General features: G+C 48.8%; 16 protein-coding genes and 1 other annotated feature. All 16 genes read left to right on the top strand.

Annotated elements, in window-relative coordinates; translation table 11 throughout:
- The first annotated feature begins 151 nt into the window (after positions 1 to 151).
- The 16 genes from ftsA (at position 152) to KNO92_RS05720 (ending at position 16117) form a co-directional block, all read left to right on the top strand.
- Entirely contained in the window at positions 152 to 1438 is a 1287-nt protein-coding gene (ftsA, locus tag KNO92_RS05795; RefSeq protein WP_214691764.1) for a cell division protein FtsA, read from the top strand.
- 46 nt (positions 1439 to 1484) lie between these two features.
- Entirely contained in the window at positions 1485 to 2627 is a 1143-nt protein-coding gene (gene ftsZ / locus KNO92_RS05790) for a cell division protein FtsZ (protein WP_214691765.1), read from the top strand.
- Between the two features lie 53 nt (positions 2628 to 2680).
- Positions 2681 to 3442, top strand: a complete 762-nt coding sequence (gene pgeF / locus KNO92_RS05785; protein WP_214691766.1) for a peptidoglycan editing factor PgeF — start codon at positions 2681 to 2683, stop codon at positions 3440 to 3442.
- On the top strand, positions 3439 to 4092 hold the full coding sequence (locus KNO92_RS05780; RefSeq protein WP_214691767.1) for a YggS family pyridoxal phosphate-dependent enzyme: 654 nt from the start codon (positions 3439 to 3441) through the stop codon (positions 4090 to 4092). Before pgeF ends, KNO92_RS05780 begins: the two co-directional genes overlap by 4 nt.
- Before the next feature lie 23 nt (positions 4093 to 4115).
- Positions 4116 to 4586: a cell division protein SepF gene (locus KNO92_RS05775; protein WP_214691768.1), complete on the top strand. Its 471-nt coding sequence runs from the start codon at positions 4116 to 4118 to the stop codon at positions 4584 to 4586.
- Between the two features lie 4 nt (positions 4587 to 4590).
- Entirely contained in the window at positions 4591 to 4860 is a 270-nt protein-coding gene (locus tag KNO92_RS05770; protein WP_074034873.1) for a YggT family protein, read from the top strand.
- Positions 4861 to 4863: 3 nt separating this feature from the next.
- The gene (locus KNO92_RS05765) at positions 4864 to 5634 is read left to right on the top strand and encodes a YlmH family RNA-binding protein (RefSeq protein ID WP_214691769.1); all 771 of its coding nucleotides are present in this window, start codon (positions 4864 to 4866) and stop codon (positions 5632 to 5634) included.
- A gap of 19 nt (positions 5635 to 5653) precedes the next feature.
- Positions 5654 to 6202 carry a DivIVA domain-containing protein gene (locus KNO92_RS05760; protein WP_074034869.1) on the top strand — a complete coding sequence of 183 codons (549 nt, stop codon included), beginning with the start codon at positions 5654 to 5656 and terminating at the stop codon, positions 6200 to 6202.
- A gap of 3 nt (positions 6203 to 6205) precedes the next feature.
- Positions 6206 to 6425, top strand: a binding site (T-box leader).
- Between the two features lie 53 nt (positions 6426 to 6478).
- Entirely contained in the window at positions 6479 to 9205 is a 2727-nt protein-coding gene (ileS, locus tag KNO92_RS05755; protein WP_214760415.1) for an isoleucine--tRNA ligase, read from the top strand.
- A gap of 57 nt (positions 9206 to 9262) precedes the next feature.
- Positions 9263 to 9736 (top strand): signal peptidase II, encoded by a 474-nt coding sequence (lspA, locus tag KNO92_RS05750; RefSeq protein ID WP_074034865.1) that lies wholly within the window; start codon positions 9263 to 9265, stop codon positions 9734 to 9736.
- Positions 9736 to 10647 carry an RluA family pseudouridine synthase gene (locus KNO92_RS05745; protein WP_214691771.1) on the top strand — a complete coding sequence of 304 codons (912 nt, stop codon included), beginning with the start codon at positions 9736 to 9738 and terminating at the stop codon, positions 10645 to 10647. Before lspA ends, KNO92_RS05745 begins: the two co-directional genes overlap by 1 nt.
- Positions 10648 to 10847: 200 nt before the next feature.
- Positions 10848 to 11381 (top strand): bifunctional pyr operon transcriptional regulator/uracil phosphoribosyltransferase PyrR, encoded by a 534-nt coding sequence (gene pyrR / locus KNO92_RS05740; RefSeq protein ID WP_214745568.1) that lies wholly within the window; start codon positions 10848 to 10850, stop codon positions 11379 to 11381.
- Positions 11382 to 11431: 50 nt separating this feature from the next.
- On the top strand, positions 11432 to 12736 hold the full coding sequence (locus tag KNO92_RS05735; protein ID WP_214691773.1) for a uracil-xanthine permease family protein: 1305 nt from the start codon (positions 11432 to 11434) through the stop codon (positions 12734 to 12736).
- A gap of 129 nt (positions 12737 to 12865) precedes the next feature.
- Complete coding sequence (locus KNO92_RS05730) at positions 12866 to 13780, top strand: aspartate carbamoyltransferase catalytic subunit (protein ID WP_083600163.1); 915 nt, start codon at positions 12866 to 12868, stop codon at positions 13778 to 13780.
- Positions 13777 to 15057 carry a dihydroorotase gene (locus KNO92_RS05725; RefSeq protein WP_214691774.1) on the top strand — a complete coding sequence of 427 codons (1281 nt, stop codon included), beginning with the start codon at positions 13777 to 13779 and terminating at the stop codon, positions 15055 to 15057. The genes KNO92_RS05730 and KNO92_RS05725 overlap by 4 nt, the downstream gene beginning before the upstream one ends.
- On the top strand, positions 15035 to 16117 hold the full coding sequence (locus KNO92_RS05720) for a carbamoyl phosphate synthase small subunit (RefSeq protein WP_214691775.1): 1083 nt from the start codon (positions 15035 to 15037) through the stop codon (positions 16115 to 16117). Before KNO92_RS05725 ends, KNO92_RS05720 begins: the two co-directional genes overlap by 23 nt.

Here is a 16117-nt window from a genome sequence, read left to right as displayed (position 1 = left end):
TTAAATTGTAGGATTCTACCTTTTCTCACTATCTTATTTGTTGTAAACTTAGACGTGAGATATCTTGTCGAAACCAACAATTTTTTTGGATATCTGTCATATTTGTCATGTAATTTGTACAGGAAAATTATAGAGCGGAGGTGTTTCCCTTTTGGAAGCGAATGGTTATGTGGCCGCATTAGATATTGGAACGTCAGAGATTAAGCTCGTCGTCGGTGAATTGCTCGGCGGAACGCTTAATATTTTGGCAGAAGGGTGTGCACCGTCTGCAGGGGTGAAACGTGGTGCTGTCGTAGACATCGATAAAACTGTCCAAGCGATCAAACAGGCCGTTGAACACGCGGAGACATCGTTAGGTGATCAAATTCGATCTGTATACGTTGCCATTGAAGGGGAACATATCCAAATTGCCCCATGTCATGGAATCGCATCCGTGAAGCGGGAAGATCAGGAAATTACAGATGCAGACGTGATGGAAGTCATCAATTCAGCACAAGTGATGCGATTACCGGATGAGATGAGTGTCATCGATGTAATCCCATCATCATTCACAGTGGATCAACAAACGGGTGTCGTCGATCCTCGTGGAATGCTTGGTTATCGACTAGAAATGCATGGGAAAATGGTTACTGGATCGAAGACAATTTTACATAGTATTCGTCGTTCGATTGAACGTGCCGGATTACACTTAGAAGGATTTATTTTAGGGAACCTCGCGCTCGGTATGAGTGCAGCTTCTGTAGATGAAATCGACCTCGGCATTGGTCTTGTCGATGTCGGGCACGAAAAGACGACGGTCTCGGTATTTTATCGTGGAGATCTCGTTTACTCGTATATCCTTCCAGTCGGTGGAGACCATATGACAAGAGACTTGGTCTATAAGCTAAACTGCAAATATCAAGACGCCAAAGTGGCGAAAGAAGAATACGGTCTCGCACTCGAAGAAATGGCCGATGGAACAGAAGGTTTCTCCTACACGAACATCAATGGGGAAGTAGCGTTCGAACCACAGTCAGAAATTAGCTATGTTTTAGAGGCGAGAATAGAGGAAATGTTTACTCTTATGTTGAATAAGGTTCAAAAAGTAGGTGTTCCGATGCTGAATGGCGGATATCTACTTTGTGGTGGAGCTGCTGCTCTACCAGGTATTCAAGAGTTAGCGACTCGTGTCATGGGTCAAAAGACGAGATTGTATCAACCGTCGTCGATTGGCGTCAGACATCCAAAATACGCGACAGCAGTCGGTGTTTTGAAATATGTCTTAATGAGTGATCATCACGTTTCAAAATCTCAACTCGAAAAACCGGAAGTTCGCTACGAAACGCTTCACAATAAGCAGGAACCGACCGATACTCATGTTGGAGAGAACGAATACGAGACCGATCAAGAGTCGAAAAAAGGTTTTAGTCGTTTGATGGAAAAATTATTTGGCGTTTAAGCTGACGTTGTAATACAACTTGGAAAATAAGTAGGGGGATACCTGAATGATGTACTTTGATGAGGCGATTGACGCCGTAGCAAAAATTAAAGTAATTGGAGTCGGAGGCGGCGGTTCAAACGCCGTTAACCGTATGATTGAACACGGGGTACAAGGAGTTGAGTTCATCGCTGTCAACACAGATGCTCAAGCCTTGAATATGTCGAAAGCCGATGTGAAGCTTCAACTTGGTGCCAAATTGACACGTGGTCTCGGTGCTGGTGCGAATCCTGATATCGGTAAAAAAGCGGCAGAAGAAAGCCGCGAACAATTGATTGAAGCACTCGACGGAGCGGATATGGTCTTCGTCACAGCTGGTATGGGCGGCGGAACAGGAACTGGTGCTGCACCGGTCATCGCTGAGATTTCAAAAGAAATCGGCGCGCTCACAGTCGGTGTCGTCACAAAACCATTCATGTTTGAAGGCCGGAAGCGCATGCAACACGCGCAACATGGGATTCAAGCGTTTAAAGAAAAAGTAGATACACTCATCGTCATTCCAAACGATAAGCTTCTTGAAATCGTGGAACGCAATACACCGATGATTGAAGCGTTCCGTGAAGCGGATAACGTCCTTCGTCAAGGTGTACAAGGGATTACAGACTTGATTGCCATCCCTGGTCTTATCAACCTTGACTTCGCTGACGTGAAGACGATCATGACGGAAAAAGGATCTGCACTTATGGGTGTAGGTGTTGCTACAGGTGAAAACCGTGCCGTTGAAGCAGCGAAGAAAGCAATCTCTTCACCACTTCTCGAATCTTCAATCGAAGGAGCGAAAGGTGTCTTGATGAACATTACAGGTGGGCTCAGCCTTAGCTTGTATGAAGTGACAGAAGCAGCTCAAATCGTTCAAAGTGCCGCAGATGAAGAAGTGAACTTGATCTTCGGTTCAGTCATCAACGAAAACTTGAACGATGAAATCATCGTCACCGTGATCGCAACTGAATTTGCTGAGGAAACACAAGGGGCGAACCCGTTCCTTCAGCAGCCGAAAAAACAGCCTGAGGTTGAGAACAAGGAACCCCAACCAAAAGCAAATGAAGCGGCTCAACAAGACGAAGGGAACTTCCATCGCCCAGTGTATGGAGGGGACGTCCCAGACGAGACGATCAACATCCCTGCGTTCGTGAGACAACGCCGTAACTAAACAACAAGGGGTGCCGTGACTCGGCATCCCTTTTTCTAAAAAAGGAGAAACCGATGCAACTGTTACATACATGGGAAACCGAAACGAATCGCTATCACGCTTACGTGACGACACGGACGAACGGACACAATGCCGGAAACGTCGGTCTTCATGTCGGCGATGATATTGAGGGAGTCATTCAAAATCGTCAATGGTTTTTTCAACAGGCGAATCTTTCGCTAGAAGACTCCGTTTGGGCCGACCAAGTGCACGGGATAACGGTCCAAAGCGTGGATTCAGCGGACAAGGGCAAAGGTGCATTTCGATATGACGAGGCGATTTCGCAAACAGACGGACTGATCACAAAAGAAGAAGCTTTGCCGCTCGCTCTCGTCTTTGCAGATTGCGTACCTCTCTTTTTCTGTGCGAAAGACCATGGAGTCATCGGTGTCGCTCATGCGGGTTGGAAAGGGACCGTCGGTAATATCGTCACGTCCATGATCCAAGCGTTTGAAGAACAAGGCATCGATGCGACAGAAGTGGACATGCTCGTCGGTCCAGCGATTGCTGGGAATGAATATGAGGTCGATCGTCGAGTGCTAGATGCGGTTCAATCCGTTTCGCCGACTGCCTATCAAGAAGCCGTTCGACAGGAGTCAGGCGACCACGCCTTGTTGTCACTCCAAGCCGTCAATGAAGTGTTGGCAAACGAACATGACACGTCCGTCATGCAATCGAATTTATCGACTGGCGCAAGCACCCCGTTTTTCTCGTATCGAGACGGAGAAACGAAACGTCGATTTGCGGCAGTCATCGTCAAGGAGCGTAAATTGTGAGTATTTCAGATAACGTAAAACAAGTTCAATCCATCATGGCAGCTCACGTTCAAGATGTGGAGCCTACTTTGATTGCCGTCACGAAGTCGGTAGGCGTAGATGTGGCCAATGCTCTCTACGCAGAAGGAATTCGTGACTTCGGTGAAAATCGTCCAGATTCCTTACTTGAGAAAGTGAACGGCATGCCAGAAGACGCAAAGTTTCACTTCATCGGCACGTTACAGACACGTAAAGTGAGACAAATCATCGATCACGTGGAAGCTATTCACTCATTGGACCGTTTATCACTCGCTGCAGAGATCGACAAACGAGCGAGCGAGACGATTGATTGCTTCGTTCAAGTGAATACGTCAGGAGAAGATTCAAAACATGGTCTTGAAATAGAGGAAGTTATGCCTTTCATCGAGAACTGTAAACAGTATCCTCATATTCGAATCATCGGGTTGATGACGATGGCACCGTTCACGGAAGAAAAGTCAGTCCTTCGTGAGACGTTCGGTCGTTTACGTCGATTACGTGATGAAGTGACCGCAAAAGGGTTTGAACACGCCCCTTGCACGGAGCTATCGATGGGGATGTCAAACGATTATCCAATCGCGATTGAAGAAGGCGCATCGTTTGTTCGTATTGGTACCGTACTTGTGCAATAATATATCTTAAGGAGGAATCCGTTATGTCAATCAAAAACAAAATGAAAGATTTCTTTGGACTCGAGGAAGATCCGAACAGCACATACGAAGAAGAAGAGTTTGCCGTCGCAAACACATCAGCAACTTCTTCAACTGAAACAGCGGTCGTGAGACAAGAAGATCGCCCAAAATCAGCAAATAATCTCGTGGCATTGAATACGAAGAAGAAAGAACGCTCGAAAGTCGTATTGGCTGAACCACGTGTATTCGCTGAAGCGCAAGATATTAGCGATCAATTGAAAGAAAACCGTGCTGTCATCGTCAATCTTCAGCGCATGTCAAAAGAGCAATCACGTCAAGTCGTCAACTTCCTTTCTGGTGTCGTATATGCGCTAGAAGGATCGATGACTTCGATTGGACATAACACGATTCTGTGTACTCCGAACAATGTCGAATTGACTGGTTCAATCTCAAACTTGATTTCGGAGGATGAACTTCACAGTAAAGGGTGGTAACTGAATGGAAAACGTAATCCCTGCCTTAGGCAATACGTTAAGTACTTTGCTTGGTATTTATAGTTGGGTCCTGATCGGCTATATCTTATTATCATGGTTCCCGAACGCACGTGAATCCATGTTCGGACAAATTTTATCGTTTTTATGTGAACCATTTTTAGCACCGTTCCGACGGATTATCCCACCAATCGGTGGCATGCTCGATATCTCTCCAATCGTCGCATTGTTCGTGCTTCGGATGGCACAAGCCGGTATCGCTGCCATTTTCGGGTGATGTATGAGCGTTTATGATCACTACCGACCAAGTGAACGGGCGTTCGTTGAACAAGTGTTGGATTGGGTACAACAAGTCGAGAACAGCTATGTATTGAAGTTGACGGACTTTTTAGACCCTCGCGAACAGCAAATCGTCAAACAGCTTGTCGGTAAACAGCTCGTCATTCACGACGATGGCGGGTTTGAAGGAGCTGAACGACGTCGGCTGATTTTGGCGCCAGAGTATTATGAGCTGAATACCGATGATTTTGAAATTGAGATTCGTCGTATCGAATATCCGACAAAATTTGTTGACCTGACACATCGACAAGTGACTGGAACTTTACTCAATGCAGGGTTGAAGCGTCAAAAATTTGGTGACGTCGTCCTTGAAGAGGAAATCGTCCAGTTTGCTACGACTCGCGAAGCCGTCGGGTTCATCGAAATGAACTTGGAACGTGTCGGAAAAGCAAGAGTTCGCATTTCTTCTGTTGCGAAGGATGACATACTCGTCGTTCCGAAAACAGAGTGGGTCGAAGGGTTCGGCATCGTCTCTTCGTTGCGATTTGATACGGTTGTGAGCGAGGTACTCAACATATCTCGTCAGAAAGCTCAGGCGCTCGTGAAACACGGTGACTGTAAAGTGAATCATAAAGTCATTGAAGATCCGAGCTTCATCCTTGAACCAGATGATCTTTTATCCGTCCGTGGATACGGTCGTATTAAGATGATGGAAATCCTTGGTTCGACCAAACGTGAAAAGATTAAAATCCAGTATGGAACCATACGTTAAATTTTAGGAGGAAAGTCGAATGGCGTTGACACCGATTGATATTCATAATAAAGAATTCTCTTCCCGTTTTCGTGGGTACGACATCGATGAGGTCAATGAATTTTTAGATCAAATCATTAAAGAGTTTGAACTATTGATTCGTGAGAATCGACGGTATGAAGAACTTGTCAACGATATGCAAGCTCGCATTGACTACTTCTCCTCGATGGAAGATACATTGAACAAGTCGATCATCGTCGCACAAGAAGCAGCGGAAGAAGTGAAGAACAACGCGCAAAAAGAAGCGAGTCTCATCTTGAAACAAGCGGAACGTGAAGCGTACGCTCGTGAAGAAGAAGCGGCCCGTAAAGAGCAACTTGCAGAACGTGAAGTTGTTCAAATGCTCAAAAAAGTCGAGTTGTATCGCACACGTTTCCGTGTCCTCGTTGACGCCCAAATGGAGCTCTTAAACAGCACCGAGTGGGAGACGATTGTCGGGGAGCCGCCTGTGCAGACGGTTCTTGACGATAGATCAGAACTTGCGTATAATGACCACGAAGTCACACAGAATGAAGAACAGCATGGATAAATGATCAACACGTTGAGTAGGACGCGTCGATCGAGTCATACCTACGAAGCGACTTAGGGACGGTGAGAGCCTAAGAGAAAGACTCGAATCGGTATCCCCTATGAGTCGTCACGCTGAACCAGAGTAAGCGTGACCGCCTGACCTCGTTATCGGTTACCGAGAGCGGTCTCACGAACGTGAGACTAGTAGGGTGGTACCGCGAGTCAACCAACTCGTCCCTATCAGGGATGGGTTGGTTTTTTTTGTTTTCTAAAAAATGTTGATGGAGGAGTTTCGATGAACTACAAAGACACGCTATTAATGCCAAACACAGAATTCGCAATGCGTGGGAATTTACCAAAACGCGAACCGGCGATGCAAACAGAATGGGAAGACATGGACCTTTACAACAAGGTACAAGAAAAAAATGCAGGGAAACCACAATACATCTTGCACGATGGTCCTCCATATGCGAACGGCGACATCCATATGGGACATGCGATGAACAAAGTCTTAAAAGACATCATCGTGCGTTTCAAAGGAATGAACGGATATCAGTCTCCAATGATTCCAGGTTGGGATACGCACGGTCTTCCAATCGAGAACGCCCTTCAAAAAGCTGGCGTCAACCGTAAAGAGATGACGGTCGCTGAATTCCGTGAAAAGTGTGCAGAATATGCGATGGAACAAGTGAACTCGCAACGTGAGCAGTTCAAACGTCTCGGTCTTCTCGCAGACTTTGAAAATCCATATATCACGCTCCTTCCGGAATATGAGGCGGCACAAATCCGCTTGTTCGGAACGATGGCTGAAAAAGGATACATCTACAAAGGGAAGAAACCAGTCTACTGGTCACCGTCTTCGGAGTCGGCACTCGCGGAAGCTGAAATCGAATATTACGATAAAAAATCACCGGCCATCTACGTGGCATTCCGAGTTGTAGACGGAAAAGACACATTGACGTCTGACGATCACTTTGTCATCTGGACGACGACGCCTTGGACAATCCCGGCGAACCTCGGGATCGCAGTGAGTGATGAGTTGACGTACACGCGTATCGAACATGAAGGAAAAGGCTATATCGTCGCAGAGACGCTCGTTGAAGAAGTGACGACAGCGCTCGGTTGGTCTGACTACACAGTGAGCGGTTCATGGAACGGTCGTGATTTTGAATATATGACGGCTCAACACCCACTATATGACCGCACGTCACTCGTCATGCTCGGCGATCACGTCACAGCGGATGCAACTGGACTCGTCCACACAGCACCTGGACACGGGGAAGACGACTATCGTGTCGGTCAGGCCTACGACTTGGATGTCCTTTGCCCGGTCGATGACCGTGGTTACATGACGGCTGAGGCGCCTGGTTTTGAAGGGTTGTTCTATGAAGATGCGAACAAACAAATCGGGATGAAACTTGAAGAGAACGGCTACTTGCTCAACTTGAAGTTCATCAAACACTCGTACCCGCATGACTGGCGTACGAAAAAACCAGTCATCTTCCGTGCGACACCGCAATGGTTCGCTTCCATCAAAGATTTCCGTGAAGATATGCTCCGTGAAATCGAAGAAGTGAATTGGGTTCCTGAATGGGGAATGACACGTCTTTACAACATGGTCCGTGACCGTGGGGACTGGGTCATCAGTCGTCAACGTGCATGGGGCGTGCCGATCCCAATCTTCTATGCAGAGGATGGAACGGAAATCATCACGAACGAGACGATCGACCACGTCGCAAACTTATTCCGTGAGCACGGCTCGAACGTCTGGTATGAGCGTGAAGCAAAAGACCTTCTTCCTGAAGGGTTTACACATCCGAACAGTCCGAATGGCGAATTCCGTAAAGAGCTCGATATCATGGACGTCTGGTTCGATTCAGGTTCTTCACACGCTGGTGTATTAGAGGAACGTGAAAACCTTCGTCGCCCGGCAGACCTTTACCTTGAAGGATCTGACCAATACCGAGGTTGGTTCAACTCGTCACTATCAACAGCTGTTGCGACGACGGGCAAAGCGCCATACCGAAACGTCTTGAGCCACGGTTTCGTCCTTGATGGGGATGGACGTAAGATGTCGAAGTCGCTCGGTAACACGATTGCGCCAAACGATCTCGTGAAGCAATATGGTGCTGAAATCGTCCGCCTATGGGTCGCGTCGGTCGACTATCAGTCTGACGTTCGCGCTTCGCACGACAACTTTAAACAAGTGTCAGAAGTATACCGTAAGATGCGTAACACGATCCGTTTCCTTCTTGGGAACTTGAACGGGTTTGATCCGTCGATGAGTGTCGCATTCAAGGACATGCCAGAAGCAGATCGCTTCATGGCAACGAAACTCAAACAGCTACAAGCAAAAGTTGTCAAAGCGTATGACACGTTTGACTTCATGGCGGTGTATCATCTCGTTCATAACTTCTGCGTTAACGAGTTGTCATCGTTCTATCTCGATTTTACAAAAGATATCCTTTATATCGAGCGTGAAGACGATCTTCGCCGTCGTGCCGTTCAGACGGTCATGTACGATGCGGTTGTCCTTTTGACGAAGCTCTTGGCTCCAGTCCTTCCACACACTGCTGATGAGGCGTGGAAAGAGGTCCCTGGTAAGTCGGAAGCAAGCATCTTCTTGACAGATCTAGAAGAAGTGGATGCATTGACTGCTGATGAGCAAGCGTTGTTAGAGAAATGGTCGAAATTCCTCGTCTTCCGTGACGATGTTCTCAAAGCGATCGAAATCGCACGTGGCGAGAAATTGATCGGGAAACCGCTCGAGGCGAAATTGATTCTCGCACCGAAAGCAGAGACTGCCTCGTTATTGGAAACAATCGATAACGTCAGTCAGTTGCTTCAAGTATCACAAGTAGAATGGGCTGAGACGGCAGACGTCGATTATGCGACGACGAAAATCACAGTCAAGAAAGCAGATGGTGCCGCTTGTGCACGTTGTTGGACATACTCGACAGAGCTTGGACAAAACGAAGAGCATCCTGAGCTTTGCCCACGCTGTGCATCAGTAATCGGTTAAGACGAACCGGAGTGGCGTCCCCACTCCGGTTTCTTAACGGCTTGAAAGGAGACGCATATGAAACGATACTACGGATTGGCCGTCATCTTGATTCTGCTCGATCAACTCACCAAATGGGTGGTCGTTCAGACGATGACAATCGGTCAATCGATTGAAGTCATCCCGAACTTGTTATACTGGACCTCTTATCGCAATAAAGGAGCGGCTTGGGGGATGTTAGAAGGACAGATGGTGTTCTTCTTCATCATCACGATTCTCGTCGTTGCGGGCCTTGTTTACTTCCTGCATAAAGAAGTGAACGGGTATCAACTTCTCGGATACAGTGTTGGACTGCTATTGGCCGGTGCAATCGGTAACTTTATCGATCGACTGTTCCGCGGTGAAGTCGTCGATTTTGTTGATACGTATCCGTTTGGCTACAACTTCCCGATTTTTAACGTGGCCGATATGGCACTCACGTTTGGTGTCATCTTGATGGTCATCGGGATTTTATTTGAAGAAAAATTACACAAAGAAAGGGGACAATCGTAATGGAATCCTATACTTTTGTCGCCGATGAAAAGGCAAGGATCGACAAGTGGGTGAGCGACCGTGGAGAATGGTCACGCTCACAAGTACAAGAATGGATTAAGACAGGGGCACTTCTCGTCAATGGCAGTGCCGTCAAACCAAACTATAAGCTCCAAGTGGGCGATGAAATCGAAGTGAACGTCCCGGAAGCGGTGGAACTCGAAGTGTTACCTGAACATATTCCGCTTGAAATCGTATATGAAGATGAAGATATGATTGTCGTCAATAAAGCACGTGGGATGGTCGTTCACCCTGCTGCCGGTCACACGTCTGGAACGCTCGTCAATGCACTTCTCGGACATTGTGATGACCTTTCAGGCATCAATGGCGTCAAGCGCCCTGGAATCGTGCATCGAATCGACAAAGATACGACAGGCCTCCTTATGGTCGCTAAAAATGACTTGGCTCATGAATCACTTGCGAGTCAATTGAAAGATAAGACGATCAAGCGTGAATATATCGCGCTCGTTCACGGCGAACTCGTGCACGAACTCGGGACAATTGAGGCACCGATTGGTCGCGATACGAATGATCGTCAGCGTATGACCGTGACGGACAAGAATGCGAAAGAAGCGGTGACGCATTTCCGCTTGCTCGAGCGCTACAAAGACTTCACGCTCGTCGAGTGTAAACTCGAGACAGGTCGCACACACCAAATCCGTGTGCACATGCGCTATATCGGGCATCCGCTCGCAGGCGACCCGAAATATGGACCACGTCGCACGATCGATTTGGGCGGTCAAGCCCTCCATGCGGCGACGCTCGGTTTCCACCATCCACGTACGAAAGAATGGATGGAATTTGAGGCACCACTTCCTGAAGACTTTAAGGCAGAACTTGCAAAGTTAGATAAAATCGAGAAAACTCGTTGACTTCTGTCACGTTCCGATTTATAGTCTAGGAAGCATAACACCTTTAAACCCAGTCCAGAGAGGCTGTGAAAGGATTGTGACCGCGGTCACACTAACGTCAATTCAACCCGGCACCAGACTGCCGTTTTTGATGAAGACTCCCTTTCCAGCCGGACGAGGGAGTCTTCTTTTTTTGAATGAAGCATGAAAGGAGGAGTGACGTGAAACAGTCAGTCATTTTAGATGAATCAGCCATCCGTCGCGCTCTGACACGAATCGCTCATGAAATCATCGAGCGGAACAAAGGAATCGACGATGTCGTCCTCGTCGGGATCAAGACGAGAGGCGAGACGCTCGCTGACCGACTCGCACGCCGGATCGAAGAGATTGAAGGCAAGCCGGTCGCACTCGGGAATCTCGACATCACGCTTTACCGGGATGACTTATCGAAGAAGTCGTTAGACCCAGAAGTGAAGGCAACAGAGTTGCCGCATGACATTAATGGGAAGACCGTCGTCCTCGTCGACGACGTCCTATATACCGGTCGAACAGTCCGTGCCGCAATGGACGCACTCGTTGACCATGGTCGCCCAGACTATATCCAACTCGCGGTCTTGATTGACCGGGGACATCGGGAACTTCCGATTCGACCTGATTTCATCGGGAAGAACGTTCCGACATCGAAGTCCGAGCAAGTCGTCGTCCGACTCAGTGAAGTCGATACGGCAGATGAAGTGACAATCAATCAGCAATAATCTTAAAACCTTTAAGGTGGTCCAGAGAGGCCAGGAAGGAGAAATTCAATATGAAACAACCCGTTCTACACATCCACGAGCGTCCAGCTCACTTTCCACAATGGCTGTTATTCAGTCTTCAACACGTCTTCGCCATGTTCGGAGCGACGATTTTAGTCCCGATTTTAACAGGATTGAATACATCGGTCGCCCTCGTCGCTTCCGGAGTGGCCACGCTCTCATTCTTAGCGATTACGCGCTTCAAAGTCCCAACATACCTCGGTTCAAGTTTTGCCTACATCGCCCCAATCATTGCTGTCAGTCAGCAATGGGGTGTCGAAGCCGCACTGTTCGGCGGAATCATTGCCGGCTCGGTATACGGTGTCGTTTCCTTGATCATCTATAAGACAGGCGTCAACTGGTTGCTCCGGTTGCTCCCACCGGTCGTCGTCGGACCGGTCATCATGGTCATCGGCTTGTCGCTCGCGCCGGTCGCCATCGATATGTCGATGAATCAAGACGGAGCTTATAATGGAACGTTCATGACAATCGCACTCTTGACACTTGGAATCACGATGCTCGCCATGACAAAACTGAAAGGGGTTTGGGGAGCGGTTCCAATCCTTTTCGGAATCGTCGGAGGCTACGGGATTGCTGCAGCGTTCGGAATCATCGATTACTCACCAATCCAACAAGCAAGCTTGTTCCAACTCCCTGACTTCACGATGGTGTTCGTCGACTACATGCCGATGTGGCAAGTCGGTGCACTCCTTGCCATCGTACCAGTCGCACTCGTTACGATGACGGAGCATATCGGCGATCAAATGGTCACATCTAAAATCATCGGACGAGAGACGATGAAAGATCCTGGCCTCCATCGCACGTTACTCGGTGACGGGGTAGGGAAAGCAGTCGCTTCCGCACTCGGTGGTCCACCATGTACGACATACGGTGAAAACAACGGCGTCATGGCCATCACACGCGTCTACAGTGTCTATGTCATCGCTGGAGCGGCGCTCATGGCCATCAGCTTCGGATTCCTCGGTCATATCGAGGCATTCATCTCAACGATTCCGAATCCAGTCAAAGGTGGCATCTCGATTCTCTTATTCGGGGTCATCGCGTCGAACGGACTACGGACGATGGTAGAGAGCAACGTCGATTTGGCAGAAAAACGCAACTTGATCATCTCATCGGTCATCCTCGTCATCGGGCTAGGTGGTGCGATGATTCAACTCGGCAGCTTCCCTGTACAAGGGATGGCGCTCGCGACGGTAGTCGGGATTCTCTTAAACGCCATCTTACCGAAAGAAGAAGTTGAGACGGTCGTGCAAGTCAACACAACTGAAGAAACAAAACAAGCAAGTAACTTTTAATTCGATCCCGTGAGGTCGGCAAAGTGAAGGCTCGTTTATTTGGGTGTACCTTGCCCAAATAAAGGCGTCCCTTCACATAGGTGAAGAGGCGCCTTTTCTCTTTGCCTCTAACAAAAGGAGGAGACGAACATGAATACGATGCAAACGAATGTCAAACCAGTCAAACACTTCGTCAGCTTAGACACACTCTCACTCGATGAGATCATGGGCATGATTGAAGAGTCATTGCGCTATAAGCAAGGGGACCTACCCCCACTATTTGATGGGAAGACGGTTGCAAACCTGTTCTTTGAAAACTCGACGCGTACGAAAAACTCGTTTCAAATGGCCGAGCGACACTTGAACATGCAAGAGATTCCGTTCGATGTGACGACGTCATCGGTCACGAAGGGAGAGACCCTATACGACACATGCAAGACGCTCGAAGCGATTGGAGTTGACGCACTCGTCATCCGACATCCGGAAGCGGGATACTACCATGAACTCGTTGAGAAGTTGAATATCCCGGTACTCAATGGGGGCGACGGGAGTGGCGAACATCCTTCCCAATCCCTACTCGACCTCGTCACGATCTTTGAAGAGTTCAGAACGTTCCAAGGATTAAACGTTGCCATCTGTGGAGACCTCGTTCATAGTCGCGTCGCTCGATCGAATGCGAGTGTGTTGAAGCGTCTCGGGGCAAACGTCGTCGGATGCAGCCCAGCCTCATGGTGGGATGATTCCATGGGGCTTGAGCGTAAAGAACTTGATGATGTGCTAGCAGAAAGTGACGTCATCATGCTGTTACGAGTTCAGCACGAACGTCATATCATGGGAGACATTTTCTCGAAAGAAGAATATCACACACGATATGGACTGACGGTCGAGCGAGTCGAACGGATGAAAGAAGGAGCCATCATCATGCATCCGGCACCGGTCAATCGGGATGTTGAGATTGCGGGCAGTCTGATCGAGCATGAACGCTCACGCATCTTCCCTCAAATGAAGAACGGCGTCTATGCACGCATGAGCATCTTAAATCGAGCATTAGGAGGACAACAATGATACTTCAACACGCGACATGGTATGACAACGGGACAAAACGCACGACAAACATCCTCGTGAAAGACGGGAAGATTGAATCGCTCGACTATAACGGGTCGACAGCCGGGGAAGAAGTCCTCGATGCGACGAGTTACTTGCTCGCACCAGGACTTGTCGATGTCCACGTCCACTTGCGTGAACCGGGAGGCGAAGCGAAAGAGACGATCAAAACGGGGACGATGGCGGCAGCGGCGGGCGGATTCACGACGATCTGTTCGATGCCGAACACGCGACCGGTACCAGATGATCGCGTCACGATGGACGCGCTTCTTCAAAAGATTGAGCAAGATGCAATCGTCCGTGTCCTTCCATACGCTGCCATCACGAAGCGGCAGCTCGGTGAAGAACAGGTTGATATGGAATCTCTATCAGATGCATTCGCCTTCACCGATGACGGGGTCGGTGTTCAATCAGCGGCGATGATGCGACAAGCGATGCGTGAAGCGAAACGCTTGAACAAGGCCGTCGTCGCACACTGTGAAGACAATACGCTAAAAGCAGGATCGGTCCACGAAGGGAAGTTCAGTGAGGCGCACGGGATTCAAGGGATTCCAAGTCTTGCAGAGAGTATCCATATCGCCCGAGATGTGCTGATTGCTGAAGAAACGGGCTGTCATTATCACGTGTGTCACGTCTCATCGCGGCAATCGGTCCGTGTCATCCGAGATGCGAAGCGGGCAGGTATTCAAGTGACTGCCGAAGTGACTCCTCACCACCTCGTCTTGAGCGAAGACGATATCCCAGGGCTCGATGCCAACTTCAAGATGAATCCTCCGCTCCGAAGCGAGGACGATCGACAGGCGCTTCTTGAAGGATTATTCGATGGAACGATTGACATGATTGCGACAGACCATGCCCCACATACGGCAGAGGAGAAAGCGCAAGGCATCGAGCGTGCACCATTCGGGATTACCGGATTTGAGACAGCGTTCCCGCTTCTGTACACGACGTTCGTGAAGACGGGCATCATGAAAGAACATCAGTTAATCGACTGGATGACGAAGCGTCCGAGCGACGTATTTGGATTATCAAGAGGTGAACTGAAAGTTGGGGCGGATGCCGATTTGGTACTGATCGATACAGATAAGACGCGCGTGGTGGATCCGTCGACGTTCTATTCAAAAGGAAAGAACACACCGTTTACTGGGAAACAACTTGTCGGATGGCCGGTCATGACGATGGTCGGTGGCGAAATTGTATATAAGGGGCGATTTGATGAAACGAACATTATGGCTTGAGGATGGAATGAAATTTGTCGGTAAAGGATTCGGGGCACCAGCGGATACGATGGGGGAAGTCGTCTTCCAAACAGGTATGACCGGTTATCAAGAAATTTTGTCGGATCCGTCGTATTGCGACCAGATGATCGTGCTGACGAACCCGTTGATCGGAAACTACGGTGTCAATCGTGAAGACTTCGAAACGACAGTTCCGATGGCAAAAGCATTAATTGTAAAAGAGGCTTGCGACACACCGTCGAACTTCCGTTCCACGGCGACGCTAGATGCAACGCTTACTCGCTTTGGTATCCCGGGGTTATCCGATATCGACACGCGTATGTTGACACGTCACTTACGGGCGCAAGGTGTCATGCGAGGTGTCCTCGTCGATGGTGAGTTGACATGGGACGAAGTACAGTCTCGCTTTAACGAACTGTCTCCGAACGACCAAGTCGCACGCGTCTCGACGAAACGGACGTATGTAAGTACGGGTACGGGGCCACGGATCGCGTTGATCGACTTTGGGGCCAAACTTGGCATCATGCGTGAATTGATGAAGCGGGACTGTGAAGTCATCGTCTTCCCACATGATACTACGGCAGAAGACGTGTTGCGGTACGAGCCAGATGGCATCATGTTGTCGAACGGACCGGGGGATCCGAAAGACGTCCCGACAGCGATTCCACTCATTCAACAACTCATGCCGACGACACCGATGTTCGGGATTTGTCTCGGTCATCAACTGATCGCGCTCGCGAACGGGGCGAACACATTCAAACTTCCGTTCGGACACCGTGGGGCGAACCATCCTGTCCTTGAGTTGGAGACAGGCGCCGTGACGATTACATCTCAAAACCATGGATATGCGGTAGAAGAGGCATCGTTACTCGATACAGCGCTCATCGTGACACATCGTGCGGTCAACGATGGAACAATCGAAGGAGTGAAACATCTGCATCATCCGACATTCTCGGTACAGTATCACCCGGAAGCAGCACCAGGACCGTTTGACGCCAACGATTTATTTGACCGTTTCATGCAACTCGTTCAAGAAAACAAACAGAAAGTGGGAATTTGA

The organism is Exiguobacterium sp. s129 (assembly GCF_018617585.1).
Lineage (GTDB): Bacteria > Bacillota > Bacilli > Exiguobacteriales > Exiguobacteriaceae > Exiguobacterium > Exiguobacterium aestuarii_A.
This window is presented reverse-complemented; position numbering and strand designations above follow the sequence as displayed.

Excerpts from the sequence above, each read along its gene's own strand:
- ftsZ (WP_214691765.1), top strand. The coding sequence starts at position 1,485 with ATGATGTACTTTGATGAGGCGATTGACGCCGTAGCAAAAATTAAAGTA.
- pgeF (WP_214691766.1), top strand. The coding sequence starts at position 2,681 with ATGCAACTGTTACATACATGGGAAACCGAAACGAATCGCTATCACGCT.
- KNO92_RS05775 (WP_214691768.1), top strand. The coding sequence starts at position 4,116 with ATGTCAATCAAAAACAAAATGAAAGATTTCTTTGGACTCGAGGAAGAT.
- KNO92_RS05770 (WP_074034873.1), top strand. The coding sequence starts at position 4,591 with ATGGAAAACGTAATCCCTGCCTTAGGCAATACGTTAAGTACTTTGCTT.
- KNO92_RS05765 (WP_214691769.1), top strand. The coding sequence starts at position 4,864 with ATGAGCGTTTATGATCACTACCGACCAAGTGAACGGGCGTTCGTTGAA.
- KNO92_RS05760 (WP_074034869.1), top strand. The coding sequence starts at position 5,654 with ATGGCGTTGACACCGATTGATATTCATAATAAAGAATTCTCTTCCCGT.
- ileS (WP_214760415.1), top strand. The coding sequence starts at position 6,479 with ATGAACTACAAAGACACGCTATTAATGCCAAACACAGAATTCGCAATG.
- lspA (WP_074034865.1), top strand. The coding sequence starts at position 9,263 with ATGAAACGATACTACGGATTGGCCGTCATCTTGATTCTGCTCGATCAA.
- KNO92_RS05745 (WP_214691771.1), top strand. The coding sequence starts at position 9,736 with ATGGAATCCTATACTTTTGTCGCCGATGAAAAGGCAAGGATCGACAAG.
- KNO92_RS05735 (WP_214691773.1), top strand. The coding sequence starts at position 11,432 with ATGAAACAACCCGTTCTACACATCCACGAGCGTCCAGCTCACTTTCCA.
- KNO92_RS05730 (WP_083600163.1), top strand. The coding sequence starts at position 12,866 with ATGAATACGATGCAAACGAATGTCAAACCAGTCAAACACTTCGTCAGC.
- KNO92_RS05725 (WP_214691774.1), top strand. The coding sequence starts at position 13,777 with ATGATACTTCAACACGCGACATGGTATGACAACGGGACAAAACGCACG.
- KNO92_RS05720 (WP_214691775.1), top strand. The coding sequence starts at position 15,035 with ATGAAACGAACATTATGGCTTGAGGATGGAATGAAATTTGTCGGTAAA.